Origin of the sequence: Lysinibacillus sphaericus (genome assembly GCF_015844675.1) — a bacterium.
Taxonomy (GTDB): domain Bacteria; phylum Bacillota; class Bacilli; order Bacillales_A; family Planococcaceae; genus Lysinibacillus; species Lysinibacillus sphaericus_E.
In genome coordinates, this window is record NZ_LDGC01000092.1 from 223,492 (window position 1) to 243,299 (window position 19,808).

At 36.6% G+C, this 19,808-nt stretch carries 24 protein-coding genes; 16 read left to right on the forward strand and 8 right to left on the reverse strand.

The window, feature by feature from the left end; genetic code table 11:
• Positions 1 to 267 precede the first annotated feature (267 nt).
• Complete coding sequence (locus tag ABE34_RS23165) at positions 268 to 468, reverse strand: tyrosine-type recombinase/integrase (protein ID WP_242064690.1); 201 nt, start codon at positions 466 to 468, stop codon at positions 268 to 270.
• Between the two features lie 52 nt (positions 469 to 520).
• Between ABE34_RS23165 and ABE34_RS23170 the strand changes: the two genes are divergently transcribed.
• The 8 genes from ABE34_RS23170 to ABE34_RS23210 all read left to right on the forward strand — a co-directional run bounded on the left by ABE34_RS23170 (position 521) and on the right by ABE34_RS23210 (position 6,056).
• Complete coding sequence (locus tag ABE34_RS23170; RefSeq protein WP_241747246.1) at positions 521 to 784, forward strand: hypothetical protein; 264 nt, start codon at positions 521 to 523, stop codon at positions 782 to 784.
• 182 nt (positions 785 to 966) lie between these two features.
• A complete protein-coding gene (locus ABE34_RS23175; protein ID WP_197144777.1) occupies positions 967 to 1,212 on the forward strand; it encodes a hypothetical protein in 246 nt (81 codons plus the stop codon).
• Positions 1,213 to 1,282: 70 nt separating this feature from the next.
• Positions 1,283 to 1,819 (forward strand): hypothetical protein, encoded by a 537-nt coding sequence (locus tag ABE34_RS23180; protein ID WP_197144778.1) that lies wholly within the window; start codon positions 1,283 to 1,285, stop codon positions 1,817 to 1,819.
• Between the two features lie 12 nt (positions 1,820 to 1,831).
• Positions 1,832 to 2,230: a hypothetical protein gene (locus ABE34_RS23185; RefSeq protein ID WP_197144779.1), complete on the forward strand. Its 399-nt coding sequence runs from the start codon at positions 1,832 to 1,834 to the stop codon at positions 2,228 to 2,230.
• Between the two features lie 680 nt (positions 2,231 to 2,910).
• Positions 2,911 to 3,033: a hypothetical protein gene (locus ABE34_RS25915; RefSeq protein WP_430982180.1), complete on the forward strand. Its 123-nt coding sequence runs from the start codon at positions 2,911 to 2,913 to the stop codon at positions 3,031 to 3,033.
• 567 nt (positions 3,034 to 3,600) lie between these two features.
• The gene (locus tag ABE34_RS23200) at positions 3,601 to 3,801 is read left to right on the forward strand and encodes a hypothetical protein (protein ID WP_197144867.1); all 201 of its coding nucleotides are present in this window, start codon (positions 3,601 to 3,603) and stop codon (positions 3,799 to 3,801) included.
• A gap of 446 nt (positions 3,802 to 4,247) precedes the next feature.
• Positions 4,248 to 5,606, forward strand: coding sequence for a lytic polysaccharide monooxygenase (locus ABE34_RS23205; protein WP_197144780.1), 1,359 nt, complete (start codon positions 4,248 to 4,250; stop codon positions 5,604 to 5,606).
• Between the two features lie 162 nt (positions 5,607 to 5,768).
• Positions 5,769 to 6,056: a hypothetical protein gene (locus ABE34_RS23210; protein WP_049667586.1), complete on the forward strand. Its 288-nt coding sequence runs from the start codon at positions 5,769 to 5,771 to the stop codon at positions 6,054 to 6,056.
• A 179-nt stretch (positions 6,057 to 6,235) separates the two neighbouring features.
• On the opposite strand, the gene ABE34_RS23215 is transcribed toward ABE34_RS23210, so the two are convergent.
• From ABE34_RS23215 to fdhF, 3 genes are read right to left on the reverse strand one after another with little or no spacing between them, the layout of a single operon-like run.
• Positions 6,236 to 7,282 carry an Mrp/NBP35 family ATP-binding protein gene (locus ABE34_RS23215; RefSeq protein ID WP_197144781.1) on the reverse strand — a complete coding sequence of 349 codons (1,047 nt, stop codon included), beginning with the start codon at positions 7,280 to 7,282 and terminating at the stop codon, positions 6,236 to 6,238.
• A gap of 12 nt (positions 7,283 to 7,294) precedes the next feature.
• A complete protein-coding gene (locus ABE34_RS23220; RefSeq protein WP_197144782.1) occupies positions 7,295 to 7,771 on the reverse strand; it encodes a DUF1641 domain-containing protein in 477 nt (158 codons plus the stop codon).
• A gap of 4 nt (positions 7,772 to 7,775) precedes the next feature.
• Entirely contained in the window at positions 7,776 to 10,709 is a 2,934-nt protein-coding gene (gene fdhF, locus ABE34_RS23225) for a formate dehydrogenase subunit alpha (RefSeq protein ID WP_197144783.1), read from the reverse strand.
• 616 nt (positions 10,710 to 11,325) lie between these two features.
• Here fdhF and ABE34_RS23230 point away from each other — a divergent pair.
• Genes ABE34_RS23230 through moaA form a run of 3 tightly spaced genes read left to right on the forward strand, consistent with a single transcriptional unit; the run spans position 11,326 to position 13,532 of the window.
• A complete protein-coding gene (locus ABE34_RS23230) occupies positions 11,326 to 11,673 on the forward strand; it encodes a DUF2294 domain-containing protein (RefSeq protein WP_079563076.1) in 348 nt (115 codons plus the stop codon).
• Between the two features lie 12 nt (positions 11,674 to 11,685).
• Positions 11,686 to 12,492 carry a formate dehydrogenase accessory sulfurtransferase FdhD gene (gene fdhD / locus ABE34_RS23235; RefSeq protein WP_197144784.1) on the forward strand — a complete coding sequence of 269 codons (807 nt, stop codon included), beginning with the start codon at positions 11,686 to 11,688 and terminating at the stop codon, positions 12,490 to 12,492.
• 23 nt (positions 12,493 to 12,515) lie between these two features.
• On the forward strand, positions 12,516 to 13,532 hold the full coding sequence (gene moaA / locus ABE34_RS23240) for a GTP 3',8-cyclase MoaA (protein WP_197144868.1): 1,017 nt from the start codon (positions 12,516 to 12,518) through the stop codon (positions 13,530 to 13,532).
• Between the two features lie 322 nt (positions 13,533 to 13,854).
• Here the strand turns inward: moaA and moaC are convergent, their stop codons facing one another.
• From moaC to ABE34_RS23255, 3 genes are read right to left on the reverse strand one after another with little or no spacing between them, the layout of a single operon-like run.
• Complete coding sequence (gene moaC, locus ABE34_RS23245) at positions 13,855 to 14,337, reverse strand: cyclic pyranopterin monophosphate synthase MoaC (protein WP_197144785.1); 483 nt, start codon at positions 14,335 to 14,337, stop codon at positions 13,855 to 13,857.
• Positions 14,330 to 14,920 carry a molybdenum cofactor guanylyltransferase gene (gene mobA, locus ABE34_RS23250; protein WP_197144786.1) on the reverse strand — a complete coding sequence of 197 codons (591 nt, stop codon included), beginning with the start codon at positions 14,918 to 14,920 and terminating at the stop codon, positions 14,330 to 14,332. The genes moaC and mobA overlap by 8 nt, the downstream gene beginning before the upstream one ends.
• Positions 14,917 to 15,411: a MogA/MoaB family molybdenum cofactor biosynthesis protein gene (locus ABE34_RS23255; protein WP_197144787.1), complete on the reverse strand. Its 495-nt coding sequence runs from the start codon at positions 15,409 to 15,411 to the stop codon at positions 14,917 to 14,919. The genes mobA and ABE34_RS23255 overlap by 4 nt, the downstream gene beginning before the upstream one ends.
• A gap of 119 nt (positions 15,412 to 15,530) precedes the next feature.
• On the opposite strand from ABE34_RS23255, the gene ABE34_RS23260 reads away from it, so the two are divergent.
• The 5 genes from ABE34_RS23260 to moaD are packed head-to-tail and all read left to right on the forward strand — an operon-like array spanning position 15,531 to position 19,041.
• Positions 15,531 to 16,547, forward strand: coding sequence for a thiazole biosynthesis adenylyltransferase ThiF (locus tag ABE34_RS23260; protein ID WP_197144788.1), 1,017 nt, complete (start codon positions 15,531 to 15,533; stop codon positions 16,545 to 16,547).
• 14 nt (positions 16,548 to 16,561) lie between these two features.
• Positions 16,562 to 17,854 (forward strand): molybdopterin molybdotransferase MoeA, encoded by a 1,293-nt coding sequence (locus ABE34_RS23265; protein ID WP_197144789.1) that lies wholly within the window; start codon positions 16,562 to 16,564, stop codon positions 17,852 to 17,854.
• On the forward strand, positions 17,815 to 18,339 hold the full coding sequence (mobB, locus tag ABE34_RS23270) for a molybdopterin-guanine dinucleotide biosynthesis protein B (RefSeq protein WP_197144790.1): 525 nt from the start codon (positions 17,815 to 17,817) through the stop codon (positions 18,337 to 18,339). The genes ABE34_RS23265 and mobB overlap by 40 nt, the downstream gene beginning before the upstream one ends.
• Positions 18,336 to 18,815 carry a molybdenum cofactor biosynthesis protein MoaE gene (locus ABE34_RS23275; RefSeq protein WP_197144791.1) on the forward strand — a complete coding sequence of 160 codons (480 nt, stop codon included), beginning with the start codon at positions 18,336 to 18,338 and terminating at the stop codon, positions 18,813 to 18,815. Before mobB ends, ABE34_RS23275 begins: the two co-directional genes overlap by 4 nt.
• Positions 18,808 to 19,041 (forward strand): molybdopterin converting factor subunit 1, encoded by a 234-nt coding sequence (moaD, locus tag ABE34_RS23280; RefSeq protein WP_197144792.1) that lies wholly within the window; start codon positions 18,808 to 18,810, stop codon positions 19,039 to 19,041. Before ABE34_RS23275 ends, moaD begins: the two co-directional genes overlap by 8 nt.
• A gap of 110 nt (positions 19,042 to 19,151) precedes the next feature.
• Here the strand turns inward: moaD and modB are convergent, their stop codons facing one another.
• The gene (gene modB, locus ABE34_RS23285) at positions 19,152 to 19,808 is read right to left on the reverse strand and encodes a molybdate ABC transporter permease subunit (protein ID WP_197144793.1); all 657 of its coding nucleotides are present in this window, start codon (positions 19,806 to 19,808) and stop codon (positions 19,152 to 19,154) included.

The window sequence follows — 19,808 nt, forward strand, 5'->3', positions numbered from 1 at the left end:
TAAGTTCTGGATTGATTCTACACATTTTCTACACAAATGAATTCTAAATCCACTGATACCAACGTTTTAGAAGGATATAAAACTTCCTCCTGGGACGTCTATAACAAAATAAAGGTTGAGTTTCAACCGAAAAGGAAAACGCTTAAAGCCTTATAAATACTAGGTTTCGAGCGTTTTTTCATTCTTTGGTAAATATTGAAAAACGCATTGAATAACATATAAAATCTATTTTAGGTAAACAAAATGTAAACACAGTAAACAAAAAAATTAAGATGAATAAACATTGATTGCTATTTCTTCATCTCGTGCCTCTATCTCTTTTAATACATGCGAATAATGATCAAGTGTTGTTTGAATATCAGAATGTCCTAAACGTTTTGAAACAGAATGAATATTAGCGCCTTTATATATCAAAACGCTGGCATGAGTATGGCGTAAACCATGTATTGAAATATGTTCTACTTCCAATATTGAATACGAAGAATTACAAACTCATTCTCTCCATGGTGTCTATTGGACAATGAGAGACTTGGAAAATCGTATTGGTAAAAAGCAAGTGTGGATTAAAGAAAATGTATTATATCCGCAAATAGAGGGGCAAGTCCTCGAAACGGCTCAGGAGGCTATAAACAGCCTCAAAACATTTGCTTATTTGTATCAGGAAATTCGAGTGCTTCACTTAGGTAAATTGCAGTTGATCCTTCTGGAACATATAAAGCATGTTTGCTGTCGTAATAGGAAACTACGCCACCAGAGAAAGATAAAACTCCAGACGGTCAAATGAGCATGGATGAAGTCAATCAACAGTCTAACGAGACTGAATAAAAATTGAATAGAGGGCCTGTTTTTGAGGCTCTCTTTTTTATACCCAAAAACAGGTAATTAAAGATTTCTAAACTAGCTAATAATCTTAAATAATTTAAAATATATCCTAGGTAATTCAATTAAAGGGATTTGAGGGATATAATGGTTAGTTTATTTATTTTACAAGGTTTATCACTTTCAGGTGCTGAAAAGTATTTATTTGAAGCAGGTTATAAAGAAGAAACCATCGAGAAAAATAGTCTTGAATGCGACATTATCATAACTTATGTTTATGTACTTTATGATAAAGAAGGCAAAGTTATAGATCGAGTTGGCTACGTTGAATATTGTTTTATCGATGAAGATGGTGATCAAGATGCATTTAAAGTTGAATGGATAAGATTATAAAACTAAAAGTGTAGCAAGGAATGACTACAGCTCACTTTTAAGATAAAAACAAACAAGGTAGGTGCTGCACATGCCTACGTTATCGCGTAGTGATATACAGACAATCGAAAGATATTGGATTGAGCTGGAGCGAAATAGAAAGAAATTAAAATATCGTGAATGGGAGTTGTTGCACCCACATAACGAAGGTGGCGAAATGGTCGGAGGTCGTAGTAATACGGTTTCTGACACGACAGCCAAGAAAGCTATGCTTCTAGCAAATGACGACTACTATCAAAATTTAAAACGCATTATAAAGACGGTAGAAGACCTATACCGTGACCTTGACGAGGATATGCGAACTATTGTAGATATGCGTTATTTTGTAATGGGTACATTCAAGCGATATAATGGCAGTCAAAAAGAAATTTTGGTTCTCAAAATTGGTCTATTTATATATATAGGAATTTGTTTAGTTTATTTCTCTTCGTTATTTGACATAAACAGAATTTACAAACTGTACAATCAAGCAAGATATATACATTCTAAATTGGTAGTCTCTTATTATTTATGTCAGATTTGTATTATTGGCACAACATTCCATTTATCCTATGATAATAGTACATAGGAGGTGTGTGATATGACAAGTATCAGTCGTAAGTATGGTAAAAATTTATTTAAGCCTAATAAAATTATGGAACAATATAAAGATGTGAAGTCCTTAGAAAAATTAAGTGCAGAAGAATTAGATAAAATGATTAGTACAACAGAATATGAAATTCAAAGAGTAACATCTAATAAAGGTTTACTTTTATCAACTTTAAGTATTGTATTTACTTTATTACTTGTATTAGTGACGAATTTCGTGAACTTTGGACCAAAATCTACATATACTGTGACAAATTCTACTGTACCAACATTTGTATTGATTATCACATATGTAATTATAATGACAGTTTGTTATATTGCTATAGTGAATAATATTAAAAAATATTACGAATATTTAAATGAACTTAGATTTGTAAAAGAGAATAAATAATTACACGGAGTCACACTCATTATGAGTTGTGGCTTTTTATTATGCCTTGAAGACTGTATCAAACAGCCAATTAAATGATAAAGGACTGGTTTACGAGCAAGTAAGTATCTTAGGAACATTAGATACCGAAGAGTGCTGGCATGTACTAGTAACCGATAGGGCGGAGTTTGATGCAGTCTTGAAGATATAAAGTCGAAAGCTAAACAGACTATAAAAGCTAATGAGCAAATCATTTTGAATTGTGGAGTGATGATTAAATGAAAGTACCATATCGCACGACAGCTAACGGCACAGAGTATTGGTGCAATAAAGATAAGAGAATAATATTTGTACCTGCAGGTGAACAGCCATCGTTTGAGGGAGTTTGCAGAAGAAAACAATATCGAAGTACCAGGTAATCTAAAGAAGTCTGATACAATTCGAGAGTATATCGAGGGACAGTTAGCAGCTGATGCAGAGTGAAATATTGTAGTGAGCAAGGATGCCGACAGTTAATAGACAAGGGTAGGTATTGTGATAAGCATAGACGAAAGAAGAGAAATGTAGGTGCCAGCAATAAGCCGTTCTATAGTACTGAGGCATGGAGGGATTTAAAGTCTGAATGTTATCAGCGAGATAAAGGAAGATGCACACGATGTAATAAGTTTGTGTTCGGTAAGACAGCATAGCACCATCACATCATACCTATCATTGTAAGACCAGACTTGAAGCTTGATGCTGATAACGTGACAACGCTATGTCCTAAGTGTCACATGATAGTCGAGAATGAGACACAATTTAATACAAAATATAAATTTAATTGATGATTAATTTATATAGACAGACAACTATCTTCCAATGCAGTTGAAATGGAGGGTTTTTTATGGGGATCTCACACTGACAACTAAAGAGCTTACCGCTTCTATTATAGGGGAGGATCGAGCCTGTAAGCGTTGATAGTTGAAGTAGAGAAAATCGTTTGCACAGGTTGTATAAAAGAAGTTACAGAGCCATGTGTGGAGCTACAGGAGCTATTGAGGAAGCATAACAAAAGGACTTGCATATATGAAGAATAATCATAAACACAAATCCTTCTTTAACAGACATTTTTTGTTCCTCTGCTGTGATTACAGTGGTAATATTCTTGTTTTCAGTGGACTCCCCTTTTATAAAAGAGAAGCCTGTTTCATTTTCTTAGCTGCCATATTTTTTACCATATTCAAAGGGTTTGAGGCGCTTTTTTTTAGAGAAAAATGTATTTTGTTGCTATTTAGTAAGTTCACTATTTTTTAATGCCTTTCTCTTTCTCCGCAACGATTCTTTTATAAAATTAGAATAATTTATATAAAATACGGAAAGAATTGGTGTAAAAAATGTTGGAGTTGATAGGTATGGAATTTGATAAAGAGAGAGAAGTTTACTGCTACAGCTGTCGTAAAAAAACTGTATTTACACGTAAAGATACGAATAATAAAAGTGGAGTAGACAGTCATTGTAGTGAATGTTCTGGTATTTGGTTTGAATGGCAAAATCGAGCTGTGGAGAGAGAAATGGAAAAGTGGATTGAATATAATAAAGGGCTCGCAAATTAGAATAAGGTGTAGTTTCCCTCGTTCGAATAGGTAGAGAATAAGAATAAGTATTGCTAATCTCATTACTAATAGTTTATATATATTTTAGATAGATAGTAAAGAAGCGAAAGAGTCAGTTTGGAATTGAAAGTACTTCTTGTGAAAATAGCTCATGCTAGGAAGCAAGAGCTGTTTTTTAGTCTTTATTTATTTGTCGAAATTGTAAAAATGACAAATTTAACTTGAACACTTTATGAACATTTTGTTAAAATCCGTAGCACTTCTAAATGAAATATAACAATATAATAATGTATTTATTATATTTAGTACTATTTCTCTATGAGTTTTAAGAAAAAACACACTCACCCAATACACCTTTTATCATATTTATTCAAAGTTTGCTTATTAGTACATTAGTAGCTATCATACCAATAGAAACACAATTTCAAAATAAGGAGACTAGTTATATGAACATTAAATTCACAAAATTAAGTAAGAGTAAAAAAGGGATAAGTGCTGCATTATTAGCAGCGGGAATCATGGGGATTGCAATGGCACCAAATGCATCTGCTCATGGGTTTGTTGAAAAACCAGCTAGCCGTGCTGCTTTATGTAGCCAAAGTTATGGCGCGCTTAACTTGAGTTGTGGAAGGGTTATGTATGAGCCACAGAGCTTAGAGGCAAAAAAAGGATTTCCACAAGGTGGACCAGTTGATGGTAAAATTGCATCTGCAGGAGGTCAGTTTGATGGCATCCTTGATCAGCAAACTGCAAGTCGCTGGTTTAAAAACACGATTACAGGGGGAGCAAATACCTTTACGTGGAAGTACACTGCAACACATTTAACAAGCAAATGGCACTATTATATTACGAAAAAGGGATGGGATCCTAATAAGCCATTGACTCGTGCTGATCTTGAGCCAATTGGAACTGTTGATCATAATGGTACTGATGCAATTAATAATTTAACGCATACAATTAACGTACCAACGGATCGTAGTGGCTACCATGTTATTTTAGCTGTTTGGGATGTAGCTAATACTGCAAATGCTTTCTATAATGTAATTGATGTTAATTTGGTGAATAATGTGGATGTAGATAAAGAAGCTCCATCTCAACCAAATGGATTACAAGCAACGAAAGTGACTTCTAATAGTGCTGAGCTAAAATGGAATTCTTCTACAGACAATGTAGGTGTAAAAGAATATCAAGTATTCCGTGATGGTAAAGAAATTGGAACGGTACCGGGAACAACATTCACAGATAAAAATTTAAAAGCGAATACAAAATATACATATACAGTAAAGGCAGTGGATGCAGCTGGAAATGTTTCTAAAGAAAGTGAGTCTATAGCTGTAGAGACAATGATTGCAGTTCCAGATACAGAAGCACCAACGCAACCAACTGCACTGCACACGATGGGCGTAACATCATCAAGTGTAGACTTAATGTGGAGCGCATCAGAGGATAATGTAGCAGTTGACCATTATGTTATCTATAGAGGGACATCAGAAGGACAAATGACTGTAGTTGGAACATCGAAAACTACATCCTTTATGGACAAGAATCTTCAATCAAATACAGCTTATAAGTATGCGGTCACAGCCGTTGATGCAGCTGGAAATGAATCTATTAAAAGTTCTATTTTCACTGTAACTACAAAAGAGCAAGGGGCGTCTTATGAGCAATGGAGCCCAACTAAGGCGTACACAAAAGGTGATAAAGTAGAGCACGAAGGTAAAGTATATGAAGCGGTTCAAAGCTATCAAGGATATGGAGATCCGAATTGGATTTTCGCATTGTCTTTATGGAAAGAAGTTAAATAAAAAGTAAAGTCCTAATAAAAAGTCTTGCTTATGCAAGGCTTTTTTCAAATTTAGTTAATGCCTTTATCAAGCCAAATGTCTAAGAAACGAGAGAGGAGAAAACTTATAAAAAGAGGTATAATATAATAGGAAGAAACTCATGATAGGAAGATGGATTTTAAAATGAACGAACAATTAGTAGATTGGATTACACGTTTTCAAAAGGAGAAAGATATAGAGGCTCTCGCAAACTTAAAAGACTATTGCTACTATATGATTGAACCTTTAATTGAGGAGTTTACGGAGAAATACGGTGAAGATGCTGGGGAATTATTACGGTTAAAATGGGATAAACGTTTTTATTTTATTTTTACTAAGTATCAATTGAATGTTGGGTTGCCTTTAGATTCCTTCGTTAAAAATACGTACCGTTTTTATTTTATGCAAGTTTTAAAGAAGGCTGGCTATTGAACCAAATAGTAGGGAGTATTTTAATTTTGAACATGGCTCCATTAAAAAATCCTTGTCTCGTGTTAAAAGCGAGACAAGGATTTTTGTGTTTTATCATGCTCTTAGGCGGAAGATTAACTGCCTGTAAAAGCCTGATTGGTTAAGGCTAATCATCAGTGGGGAATGATGAAAATTCCACTTTATTGATACATTAGATCTTCTGCAAGGTGGGTAAATACTTCACCGATAATGGAGTCTTCGTCGTAAACAGAAGAGCCTGTATTTTCCTCAGGTTGAGCAAATGGAACTTGAGCAATGATACTTGTTTGAAGCTCATCTGCCAATTTTTCGGCGCCACCTTGACCGAATAAATAGTTCTTTTCGCCATTCGAATTTTCAAAGTAAGCCATGTTTTCAACAACACCAAGAATTGTGTGTTTCGTATGTTGAGCCATCAAACCTGCACGAGAAGCAACATGGGAAGCTGCAAGGTGCGGTGTTGTGACAATAATTTCTTGTGCTTGTGGAATCATTGCCGCCATGTCAATGGCTACATCTCCTGTACCAGGTGGTAAATCTATGAGGAGATAGTCTAATTCATCCCAATGTGTATTGACAAGGAAATTGCGAATCCATTTGTTGAGCATTGGGCCACGCCACATGACAGGTTGGTTTTCGTTTGTGAAAAAACCCATCGACATGATTTTTACGCCATGACTTATTACTGGGATAGCTGTTTGGTCAAGCATTGTTGGTTTTTGATGAATCTTCATCATAGCTGGAATACTAAATCCATATATGTCGGCATCTAAAATACCTACACGTTTACCAAGACGGGCAAGGGCAACTGCTAAGTTAATCGTCACAGTAGACTTACCGACGCCCCCTTTACCACTAGTAACTGCAATAAATTTGACACCAGAATCGGGTAGAAGCATTTTAGGCATACCTTTATCCGTTACTTTTTCTGATTTTAAAGAAGCTGTTAAATTACGACGCTCTTCATCAGTCATTGAACCGAATTTAATTGAGATTTTTGATGCGCCGATCGCTGTCAACGCTTCTTCAACATCTTGTTGAATTTTTGCTTTTAAAGGACAACCTTGAATAGTCAAGATAATATCAAGTGAGATATCCGTACCGTTAACTTGAATATTACGTACCATATTCAAGTCAACGATGCTTTTATGAAGCTCCGGGTCATCAACTTTCTGCAAAGTTTTTAAAATGTGCTCGTTTGTTAGCATATAACCATCCTCCTATTTTAGGCCTTTGCCAAGCCCTTTTAAGAAGTGAGCGCCAAAATTTACAGCACGATTAACATCAGGATCGTTTAGCATTTTGAATAGCTTAAAGGCACTAACTTTTTCATCAGATTCAACAGCTTTGTTTGCTTCATCTAAGCCAGTATTTAAGCCTTCAATTAGCTTTGTTGTTGTTTCTGGGTTCAGTTCGGTTAATGCTCCCGCAACACCCATTAAGTTGTTGATGATGTTTGTCACAGGCTTACGAGTTAATTGTCCAAGAGCAATATGGGTAACCTCTTCTTTTGCTTCTAGTAGTTTCGTAGCTGCTTCTAGTGCTCCGATATCATTTAGTTCTGCCATGATTGTAAAGACCTGGTTAACCATTTCTTCATTCTCAGAAAGAAGTTGCTTTAAATTCTCTAACTTTTCTTCCTTTAGTTGTTCTTCTGTTTTTTGCGCTTTTTGAATTGTCGTAATTGGTGCTGCCATGAAATCACTCCCTTTCGTTAGTTGTTAAGTGAACGTAGCCAGGACGATTCCATTTGCGTTCTACCTCAACACCATTTTGTGGATGACGTTTTTTATAACGCGGGTTTGTTCTAGGAAGTGGAGATTTTCCTTTTTGCTTCAATACTTCAACGCGTACTTTTGTTTGTTTGTACGCCGGTGTCGATGTATTGATGTCTCCAGCCGGGCCCGTTAAGAAATTAATCGCTGAATCTTTGCTAACAGAGTTCATAGGTAAGAAAAGTTCATTTCCTTGTACACGATCTGTTACTAGGGCATTTAATTTTAATGCGCCTTGAGGAGACACTAAACGAAGAAGAGCTCCATCTTCAATGCCACGTTCTTTTGCAAGTTCAGGTGATACTTCAACAAAAATTTCAGGTACTTTCGATTGAATACCTTTTGATTTATTTGTCATATTACCTTCATGGAAGTGTTCAAGCATACGACCGTTGTTAATATGGCAATCATATTGTGCTTCATATTCAACCGGTCTGATCCAATCATTTAATGCAAAACGAGCTTTTTTGTCAGGGAAGTTAAAACCATCTTCATATAGTAAAGGTGTGTCTTTACCATCATGGCTACCCCAACAGAAGCTACCCCAATTTTCTAATACATCATAGTTCGCTTGCGAGAAGAATGGAGCAAGACTAGCCATTTCAGCAAAGATTTCACTTGGGTGACTGTAATTCCAGTCAGCACCTAGTCGACGAGCTACTAATTGAAGGATTTCCCAATCGGCTTTTGATTCACCAAGTGTTGGTAATACTTGATATAGTCGTTGTACACGACGCTCTGTATTCGTGAAAGTACCTTCTTTTTCAAGAGAAGGTGCTGCTGGTAAAATAACATCCGCATATTGTGCTGTACGTGAAAGGAAGCAATCTTGTACAACAAAGAAGTCTAAGTGTGAAAGTACTTTATCTACATGGTTAGCATCGCAATCTACAAGTGCCATATCTTCCCCAACTAAATACATTGCTTTCATTTTACCTTCCATGATCGCATCTAACATTGCCATATTCGTACGACCTGGTTCAGGTTTGATTTTCACACCATATGCTTCTTCAAATTTCTTACGTGCTTCGTCGTCTATTACTTTTTGATTCCCTGGTAATAGATTTGGTAGTGTACCCATATCACAAGCACCTTGAACATTGTTGTGACCACGAAGAGGGTAGGCACCTGCACCTGGACGACGATAGTTACCAGTAGCTAGAAGTAGGTTAGAGATTGCAGCTGATGTATATGAGCCACCTGTATTTTGTGTAACACCCATACCCCAAAGTACACATGTACCGTCAGCATCACGAATCATTTCAGCAACATTTATCAACGTTTCTTTTGAAATGCCCGTTTCTTTTTCTGCATATTCTAGTGTGTATGTTTCAAGTACATCTTTAAAATCATCAAAGAAGTGCACGTTCTCTTTAATGAAGGCTTCATCGTGCCAACCTTGATCGATCATATATTTTGTAACAGCCATTAACCATACTTGGTCTGTTCCTTGTTTTGGGCGCATGAAAATATCAGAACGCTCAGCCATTTCATGTTTACGAACGTCGGCAACAATTAATTTTTGACCGTGTAGCTTATGGGCACGTTTTACACGAGTAGCTAAAACAGGGTGACCTTCTGCAGGGTTTGCCCCAACAATAATAACAAGGCCAGCTTTTGCGATATCTTTGATCGTTCCAGCGTCGCCACCTATACCAACTGTGCGTAGTAGGCCATCTGTAGCTGGAGATTGACAATAGCGTGAGCAGTTATCAACGTCGTTTGTTTCGAATAATTGACGTGCCATTTTTTGAATTAAGTAGTTTTCTTCGTTTGTAATTTTTGAAGAAGAAATAAAGCCGACAGAACCAGAACCGTGTTCTTTTTGAATGCCACCTAGTTTAGTAGCAATTAAGTCAAGAGCTTCATCCCATGAAGATTCAACAAATGCATCATTTTTACGAATTAATGGTTTTGTAATTCGTTCTTCAGAGTTGATGAAATCCCAACCGAATTTTCCTTTTACACAAGTAGAAATAGCATTTACAGGACCTTCAGATGGTTGCACTTTTAAAATTTTGCGGTCTTTTGTCCACACTTCGAACGAACAACCTACTCCACAGAAAGTACAAACTGTTTTTGTTTTCTTCGTACGTTTACTACGCATCGCAGCCTCGACTTCAGAAACAGCAAAGATACCGCTATAGCCTGGCTCGACTTCCTTAATTAAACTAATCATCGGATCTAATGTTTCTTGTTTAAGTCCAGTCATAAAACCAGCTTCACCAAGCATTGATTTTTCCATTAGTGCGTTACATGGGCAAACGGTAACACATTGTCCGCAGCCTACACATGAAGAATCGTTAATGGCAACGCCTTCATCCCAAACGACTTTTGGTCTTTCGGCTTCCCAGTCAAGAGATAAAGTTTCGTTAACCTGTAAGTTTTGACAAACCTCTACACATTGTCCACATGCGATACATTGGTTTGGATCGTATCGATAAAATGGGTGCGACATGTCTACTTCGTGAGGTTCAACTTTTGGTTGATAAGGATATTTTTGATGTTCAATTTCCATTAATTCTGCTGTGTTATGTAATGTACAATTACCGTTGTTATTATCACAAACTGTACAATACAGCAGATGGTTTTCTAGTAGACGATCCATCGCTTCTGTTTGTGCAGCTTTCGCTTTATCAGAAGTAAGTTGGATATCCATGCCGTCTATAGCTTTTGTTGAACAAGAGCGAACTAACTGTCCGTTTACTTCAACGATACATGTATCACAAGTTTCGATAGGGTCAACAGATGGTACATGACAAATTTGTGGATGGGCGATGCCATTTTGATTAATGGTATCAAGTATTGTAGCTCCCTCTGCTACATCATACGATTGGCCATTAATGTTAATTTTAGTCAAGGTGATTTCCTCCTTTTGTTCTTTGAGACTTTTTTGGCAACAGGTTAATACTGGGGATAAACCGGGAATAGGACTACGAGTTTTTTATGTTGAATGTCTTGTTCATTTAAAAAATGGTCTTGTTATCATGTCAATTCCCAATTTATCATTTCTACACTAAAATAGATGAAGATACATGTATTACGTGTTGTCACTGTTGATATTGCTGAAAAATAAAAAAATCCACCATGAAAAGACATGTTTAAAACATGCTATTTATTCATGGTGGATAAAATTCTTAACAGGCCTTGCTAAAAATTCAATCTACTTTTATTTTTTATTCAATATAACTAATAGAATATAAATATTAAAACCACCATGCCAATAGTTCAAACCTATTTGAATAAAACCATGACATAAGAATCAAAATACTTTCATTCCATTTATAATATCACTTATTATAGCCTTTTCTGCCAAAATGGACAATAATTATAGTAAAAATTATTGATTGAGAATAATTATCAGTGAATATTTTCTCTTTAATTTTTATTTAAGTTGCTATATTATTAACAAACTATAAGGGTGACCCCCGTGAACATAGGAAAAAAAGATTAATTACGTTGGGAGAATCGTTAAAATGTCAAAAAAAGTGCATGAATTCAACGACATTATTCGAAAATTACGCAAAGATATATTTGGAAAAGGACCAGAGCGTATTCATACTGTTTTCATCGAGAACATGGCAGTCTCAACTTTATATGGTAATATCACACCGACAGAAAAATTTATTGCGAGTACACCTGAAGGGTTAAAGATGGTTCATGCTGCACGTACTAGGATGATTCAAGATTTGTATACTAAATCACCTCCAGAAGGCATGGAAGAATTGATGGGCACTAAGTTACTCCATTTATTTTCAGATATCAAAATTGAAGAAGATTTTGCTATTTCTGTATTCGTTTTTGAAAATAATATTAGTGAATAAAGGGGATGCCATATGGAACGAGCAGTAGCAAGAGAAATAATACGTGTTGAAGGCAATCAAATCAAAGAAATAGAAGATACGGTTGTCACAGAATATGCTGTCACTGTGAAGATTAATGAGCAAGAATTTGTGACGATGGTTTGCACACCAGAGTATGTAGAAGATATGGTTATTGGCTATTTGGCTTCTGAACGAATTATTCGTGGGTACGAAGATATTGAAGATATTTGGCATCAAGAAAAAGAAGGATTTGTACATGTTAAAACAAAGCGTGTGAATCCTTACTTTCAACAAATTCAAAATAAACGTTACATTACTTCTTGTTGTGGCATGAGTCGCCAAGGTTTTGTTTTTGCTAATGATGCATTAGTAGCTAAAAAAATGGAAGGTATTCATGTACGTATTACAACAGATGATTGTTTTCGTTTAATGCGCGATATGCAAGATTTAGCTGAAATATTCAAACAAACTGGTGGCGTTCATAATGCAGCACTATGTGATACGAATGGCGTTTTATTAAGCCGAATGGATATTGGGCGCCATAATGCCTTAGATAAAATTTATGGTTATTGCCTAAAAAACAACATTAGCATTCAGGACAAAATTATCGTATTTAGCGGAAGGATTTCATCAGAAATTTTACTTAAAGTATCGAAAATTGGCTGTGAAATTGTTTTGTCCAAATCTGCTCCTACGGAATTGGCATTGCAATTGGCAGAGCAACTTGGTATTACGACGGTAGGCTTTATTCGCCAAAATACACTTAATATTTATACACATAAGGAACGTATTCATTTACCTCCAAATGAGCAACTTTAACAAAATGAAAGGAAGAGATTAAAATTACTAATCTACGAGACCAACTACAAAGACCATTAAGAGATTTAAGGATATCAGTAACAGACCGTTGTAATTTTCGTTGTCAATATTGCATGCCTGCAGAAGTATTCGGTCCTGATTATGCTTTTTTACCGTCCGATAAAATATTGAGTTTTGAAGAAATCGAACGATTAGTAAAGATTTTCGTTTCATTAGGTGTGAAAAAAGTACGCATTACTGGTGGTGAGCCTTTACTACGTCGTGATCTGCCGAAATTAATTGAACGTATACATCGCATAGATGGAGTAGAGGATATTGCTTTAACGACCAATGGCACATTGTTGAAAAAATATGCAAATGAATTGGCGAGAGCAGGTTTATCGCGAGTAGCTATTAGCTTAGATTCTCTAAATGAGGAACGTTTTTTCGAGATGAACGGCCATCGAGGAAAAGTAAAAGCGGTATTAGAAGGTATCGAAAAAGCGGCAGAAGCAGGTTTACAAGTTAAGATCAATATGGTCGTTCAAAAAGGAAAAAATGACCAAGATATCGTTGCGATGGCAGAATATTTTAAAGAGAAACAGCATATTCTTCGCTTTATTGAATATATGGATGTCGGTAATTCAAATGGTTGGCGGCTAGATGACGTTCTGTCGAAGAAAGAAATCGTTAACCAAGTCCATCAATTTTCACCACTGCATCCTGTCGACCCTAATTATAAAGGGGAAGTAGCTACTCGTTATCAATATGAAGATGCCAAGGGTGAAATTGGCGTGATATCATCTGTAACAGATTCTTTCTGCTCAACTTGTTCGCGTGCCCGTATTTCGGCAGAAGGAACATTATATACGTGTTTATTTGCAACAGAGGGAACGAGTTTACGAGAATTGTTAAGGTCTGGAGAAGATGATGAAACTATTATCCAATGCATTTCGAACGTTTGGGAAAATAGAAAGGATCGCTATTCCGATGAACGAAATGAACAGACAATGGAAAAACGGAAAAGCTCAAAAATTGAAATGTCACATATCGGTGGTTAGGCGAAATAGAGTGGTATTAGTGGGTACTAGCTTGTTAGTATTAGTGACTTATAGTTAAAGAGCAGAAAAAAACGGCACAATAATGCCGGATTTTTATCTTCATTCAGCAGAAAACTACTACCCTAGAAGTGTGATGTGGATGCGTATGAGGTTTCTTTTCAGTGGGTATACAAGTACCTGTCGCTACGCTTTCGGTACAAAAGACACCTGCTGAATGAAGATAAAGCCTCCGGCGGATGTCACGGATTGTCAAAGGAATGAATTGTGCTAGCACAATTCAAAATCCGGACGCAATTACGCCAAGGCGAAATTGATTTGATGTTTATTTATGCACAAAGTCGCCACTTTTTCCGCCTGTTTTTTGAACAAGGTAAGTTTCTTTAATGACCATAGACTTGTCGACTGCTTTACACATATCATAAAAAGTCAGTGCAGCAATGGATACAGCAGTTAGTGCTTCCATTTCGACACCTGTTTTACCACTACATTTCACTGTAGCTTGAATGTGTAGTTCGTAACCAACCTCTGCTTTTGTATAGTCAAATTGAAGGTCGGTTCCTTGTAACATAATCGGATGGCACATTGGGATAATATCAGCCGTTTTTTTAGCACCTATAATCCCAGCAATTTGTGCCACTTGCGTTGGGTCGCCTTTTTTAATGTCTCCTTGTTGGATGGCTTCATAGACCTCATCAGATAACGTGATTGTACTGCGAGCGATCGCTGTACGGTTTGTGCTTGTTTTTTCTGAAATGTCGACCATTTTAGGACGACCTTCTTCGTTCCAGTGTGTAAAATTACTCATTATTAGATTTCCTTTCAAATGTTTGTAGCCAATCTTGTTGTGAATTGATATTGATAAATGTTGAGCTGTCGTCTTCAAAGGGAACATAACACACTTGAAGTTGCTCTAACAAGACTTTCATACTTCGCTTGTTTTGTTGGACTAATTGGTGTGCTTTTGTTAAAGCACTGCGTCGATATAAAGCAGCAAGAGGTTGTAATCTTGAAGCTTGTTTAGGAACAATTGCCTCATAACGATCATCGATAAATGTTAGCATAGTTTGGACAAATTCTGCATGAATAAAAGGCATATCACTTGCTATTATGAAAAACCACTCTACTTCTGGGAAGTTTGTCATGATATGATGCAAGGCAAATAGAGGTCCTTGATGAGGTTGTTTTTCAATGCTCCATTGGACATCCTCTTCTACAAACTTTGATTGCAAGCTAGCATTTGTAGCAATAATTAAAGGATGTAGTTGATTTTTTTGTAAGGCTATGAGACCTTGCTTGTATAAAGGCAGGCCAGCAAATAATTCAAACATTTTCGGTTGACCATACCGAGAAGATTGACCACCAGCTAAGACAACACCAGCTATTTTCATATGCGATTCAACTCACCGACAAAATGTTGCACAGTAGGAAGAATTAGTTTTGTCATAGCAAGTGTCACGGCATTCGTGGAACCTGGTAGTACATAGATAGCCGTTTTATTGCGACTACCTGCTGTTGCACGACTAAACATAGCTTTTGGGCCGATTTCTTCATAGCTTAGTATTCGAAATAACTCACCAAATCCCATCATTTCTTTTTCAAAAAGAGGGAGAATCGTGTCATAAGTTTGGTCTCTAGGTGTAAACCCTGTTCCTCCTGTTACGATAATGGTATTAATGGTAGAATCAGCGCACCATTTTTGAACATGGTTTGAGATTTTAAGTGGTTCATCTTTTGATATTTGATAGTCTACTAATTCAAATGAAGCTTCTTGAAGCAATGATTGAATACGCTGACCACCATGATCATCCGCCTTCGTGCGTGTGTCACTTACTGTTAAAATGGCAGCTTGTATAGGAAGTTGACTATGTGTAGGATGCAAGATATAAGACCTCCTTTTAAAGAGTTGATATTGTTTTTGCTGAAAAACATTGCTTTTATTATAAAGCTATAAATGAAAAGGTCAAACTAAAATTCATAGAAAGAAAGGCAAAAACGTTTATGCATAATAGATATTCTAGACAACAATTATTCAGTCCAATCGGAGAACAAGGACAGCTATTACTAAAACAAAAGCATGTCCTAATGATAGGAGTTGGTGCTTTAGGTAGTGCTAGTGCAGAGGCTCTAGTAAGGGCAGGCATCGGAAAATTGACGATTATTGATCGTGATTATGTAGAGTGGAGTAATCTACAAAGACAACAACTATATACTGAACAAGATGCGCAAGAAAAAGTCCCTAAAGTAATCGCTGCAAAAAAAAGACTACAAAGCATTAACTCTGAGGTAGAAATCAACGAATATATAGTTGATGCGTATACAGAGCAATTAATTCCACTGCTTGAAGATGTAGATATGATGGTGGATGCAACGGATAACTTTGATATTCGCTTTCTGATGAACGATCTTGCACAAAAATATCAAATTCCTTGGGTTTATGGTTCTTGTATTGGTAGTTATGGCGCTACTTATACGATTGTGCCAGGTAAAACACCTTGTTTACATTGTTTGTTAGCAGCGATACCTAATACAGGGATGACATGCGATACAGTAGGAATTATAAGCCCAACTGTTCAAATCGTAGCAGCGTATCAAGTAGCTGAAGTATTAAAGTTTTTAGTTGGCAATGAAGAGGCATTACGTAAAAGTTATTTAACTTTTGATGTTTGGCAAAATCAACACTATGAAATAAACGTTGAAAAAATTCGCAAATCTGATTGCCCATCTTGTGGAAAAAATCCGACTTATCCGTATTTGTCATATGAAAATCAAACAAAATTAAATGTATTATGTGGTCGGGATGCTATTCAAATACGTCCACCTCAACCGATTCACTATAATTTGGATCAGCTCGCTAACCAACTTCGTCCTTATGGTGATATTCAACAAAATCCCTATTTATTATCTTGCCAAACAGAAGATTATCGACTAGTGATTTTCCAAGATGGACGAGTTGTTATTCACGGTGTAAAAGATATACAAAAAGCTAAAACCATTTATTATCGTTTATTCGGATAAAGGAGTGTTCTAAAATGTTAGAAAAAAGAAAACCAATTGCTGTTGCGGAAGCTGTTCAACGGGTCATGCAGTTTGCATTCCAAGGAAAAGTAGAGGACGTTTCACTACAACAAGCACATGGACGTTTTTTAGCAGAAAATATTGCTGCAGACCAAGATGTACCAGCATTTGATCGCTCACCTTATGATGGTTATGCTATTCGCTCAGTCGATAGTCAAGAAGCCTGTTCCGAAAATCCATTAGCCTTTAAAGTAGTGGGGGAAATTGGCGCGGGTTATGTATTTGAGGGAGAAGTAGGTGATCGAGAAGCCGTGCGCATTATGACAGGAGCTCCTATCCCACACGGATGTGATGTAGTCGTTATGCTAGAATTAACGCAAAGCTTTGAAGAAGACGATCAACGTTATATGTCAATTAAACGCTCTTATAAAGCAGGAACAAATATTTCCTATAAGGGTGAGGACGTTCAAAAAGGCGCAATTCTTATTGAAAAAGGACAATACATCAACCCAGGCGTTGTCGCATTACTTGCTACTTTTGGCTATGATCAAGTACCTGTTTTTCGAAAACCAATTGTAGGCGTTATTGCAACCGGAAGTGAATTACTAGAACCAAGTGATGCTTTACAGCCAGGAAAAATTCGTAATAGTAATGCCTATATGATAATGGCTCAAATTGAACGTGCTGGGGCAACCGTCAAATATTTTGGTAAATTTAGCGATGACTTAAATTTATGTATTCAAGCTGTAGAGAAAGCGCTTCAGGAAGTAGATATATTGATTACAACAGGCGGAGTATCAGTAGGTGATTACGATTACTTACCTGCCATTTATGAAGCCATTGACGCACAAGTACTGTTTAATAAAGTGGCGATGCGACCAGGTAGTGTAACCACTGTTGCGGCTCGAAATGGTCAATTATTATTTGGGCTTTCAGGTAATCCATCAGCTTGCTATGTTGGGTTTGAACTATTTACACGACCTATTATTCGAACAGCATTCGGTAATAAACAACCACATCTACGTAGAGAGCAGGCTGTTTTAGGTGAGGACTTTAAAAAACCGAATCCGTTTACTCGTTTTGTACGTGCTAATGCTTCGTACGAAAACGGTCAATTAGTTGCAGTTCCTTCTGGTTTTGATAAATCTAGTGCTGTTTCTTCTTTAGCGGAAGCTAATGCTTTTATTGTATTACCAGGTGGATCACGTGGATACGAAAAAGGAATGCAAGTAGTTGTCTTAATGTTAGAAGATTTGCAGGGAAGTGAGTGGCCATGGGACAACATCGAAAAATCTTACAAATCGTAGGCTATCAAAATAGTGGCAAGACGACGTTAATGGAACAGCTCATTACACAAGCCGCCACAGAAGGTTTTCGTGTAGGAACAATCAAGCACCATGGACATGGTGGTATCCCGATGATCGAAAGTTCAAAAGATAGTGTTCGTCATGAGAAGGCTGGTGCAAGTGTCGCAGCAGTTGAAGGAGAAGGTACTTTGCGCATGAGTATTCACCAAAGTAACTGGCAGCTTGCTGATATACTAGCTATTTATGAAACATTTAATATGGATATGATTTTAATTGAAGGCTATAAAAATGAAGACTATCCGAAGGTTGTTCTTTTGCGCCAGGCGGAAGATGAATCTTTGCTACAAAAAGTGAGCAATATCATCTGTGTTCTTTATTGGCCTACATATCCACTAAATAAACCGTTAGATTATCCAGCTTATTCAATTCAAGAAGAAGCAAAATATATGGAAGTTCTTATGCAGGAAATGAGGAGAAAATCATGACTACATCGTTGTTTGAAATTATTGATAAACCAATTGATGTTGAAGAAGTTAGACAAAAAGTAATAGATCGAAATGCTGGTGCAATCACTGTTTTCATCGGAACAGTACGTGAAATGACAAAAGGAAAGAAAACACTACATTTGGAATATCAAGCTTATCCAGCTATGGCTATTAAAATGTTTGAACAAATATCTAAAGAAATACAAGAGCGATGGACAGAAGCGAAAATAGCCATTACACATCGTGTGGGCCATTTAGAAATTTCGGATATTGCCGTAGTCATTGCGGTTTCATCACCACATCGTAAAATAGCTTATGAAGCAAATGAATATGCTATTGATCGTATTAAACAAATTGTGCCTATTTGGAAAAAAGAGTATTGGGAAGATGGGACCGAATGGATTGGGGATCAATTAGAAAATGTTCCTTATCCAAAAGGGAATCCATCCATCAGTGAGGAGGAATCTTGTGATTAACATATTATTATTTGCTCACTTACAAGAAAGTATAGGCGAATCAAAATTATGTGTAGACCTGTCAGATAGAACAATTGGACAAATTAAAGAATGGATGGAAATACAATATCCACAAGTTTCTTTACAACATGTTATGACAGCGGTAAATGAGGAATTCGCAACAGATGCAACGGTTGTAAAAAAAGGGGATACAATCGCCTTTATTCCACCAATTAGTGGAGGGTAAAAAGAAAAGATGTAGTTGGTCCAGTTTAGTGAACCGACTACATCTTTTTTATATTGATCCAGAAAAAGCTCGTCAGTAGGAGAAGATACTCTATTGGTTAAAGTTTTACTTTATGCCTTTATGAGATGAACGCACAGAAGCATAAGGAAGGAAATACCTATCATACAAATCACCCATGACCAAGCGAGTGACATGTTACCCGAACCAATTGCCATGTAAATAGCAAGTGGCGTCGTTTGCGTTTTGCCAGGGAGGTTTCCAGCAAACATTAAAGTTGCACCGAATTCACCTAAAGCTCGTGTGAAACTTAAAATTCCACCTGAGACAATTGACTTTAATGCAAGAGGGATAGAAATAAAGAAAAAGATTTGCCATTCATTAGCACCATCAACACGTGCAGCGTTCTCAATGTCCTCGTCAACAGATTCAAAGCCGGTTTTTGCAGATTGATACATTAAAGGGAATGCAACAACCGTAGAGGCTATGACAGCTGCCCACCATGTGAACATAACAGGTTGGTTAAAAAGCCATGTAATCAAGTTACCTAGGACGCTGTTTTTGCCAAAAATAATAATTAGAAGAAAACCTACTACAGTAGGAGGCAATACTAATGGTAAAAGTAACACAGTTTCTAGAAATAATTTTCCTTTGAAATTGCGTTTTGCCATCCATTTACCAAATAGAGTACCTGCTACTATGACAATTATTCCCGACACAAGAGCTATTTCGATAGAAAGTTTTAGAGGTGACCAGAAATCAGTACTCAT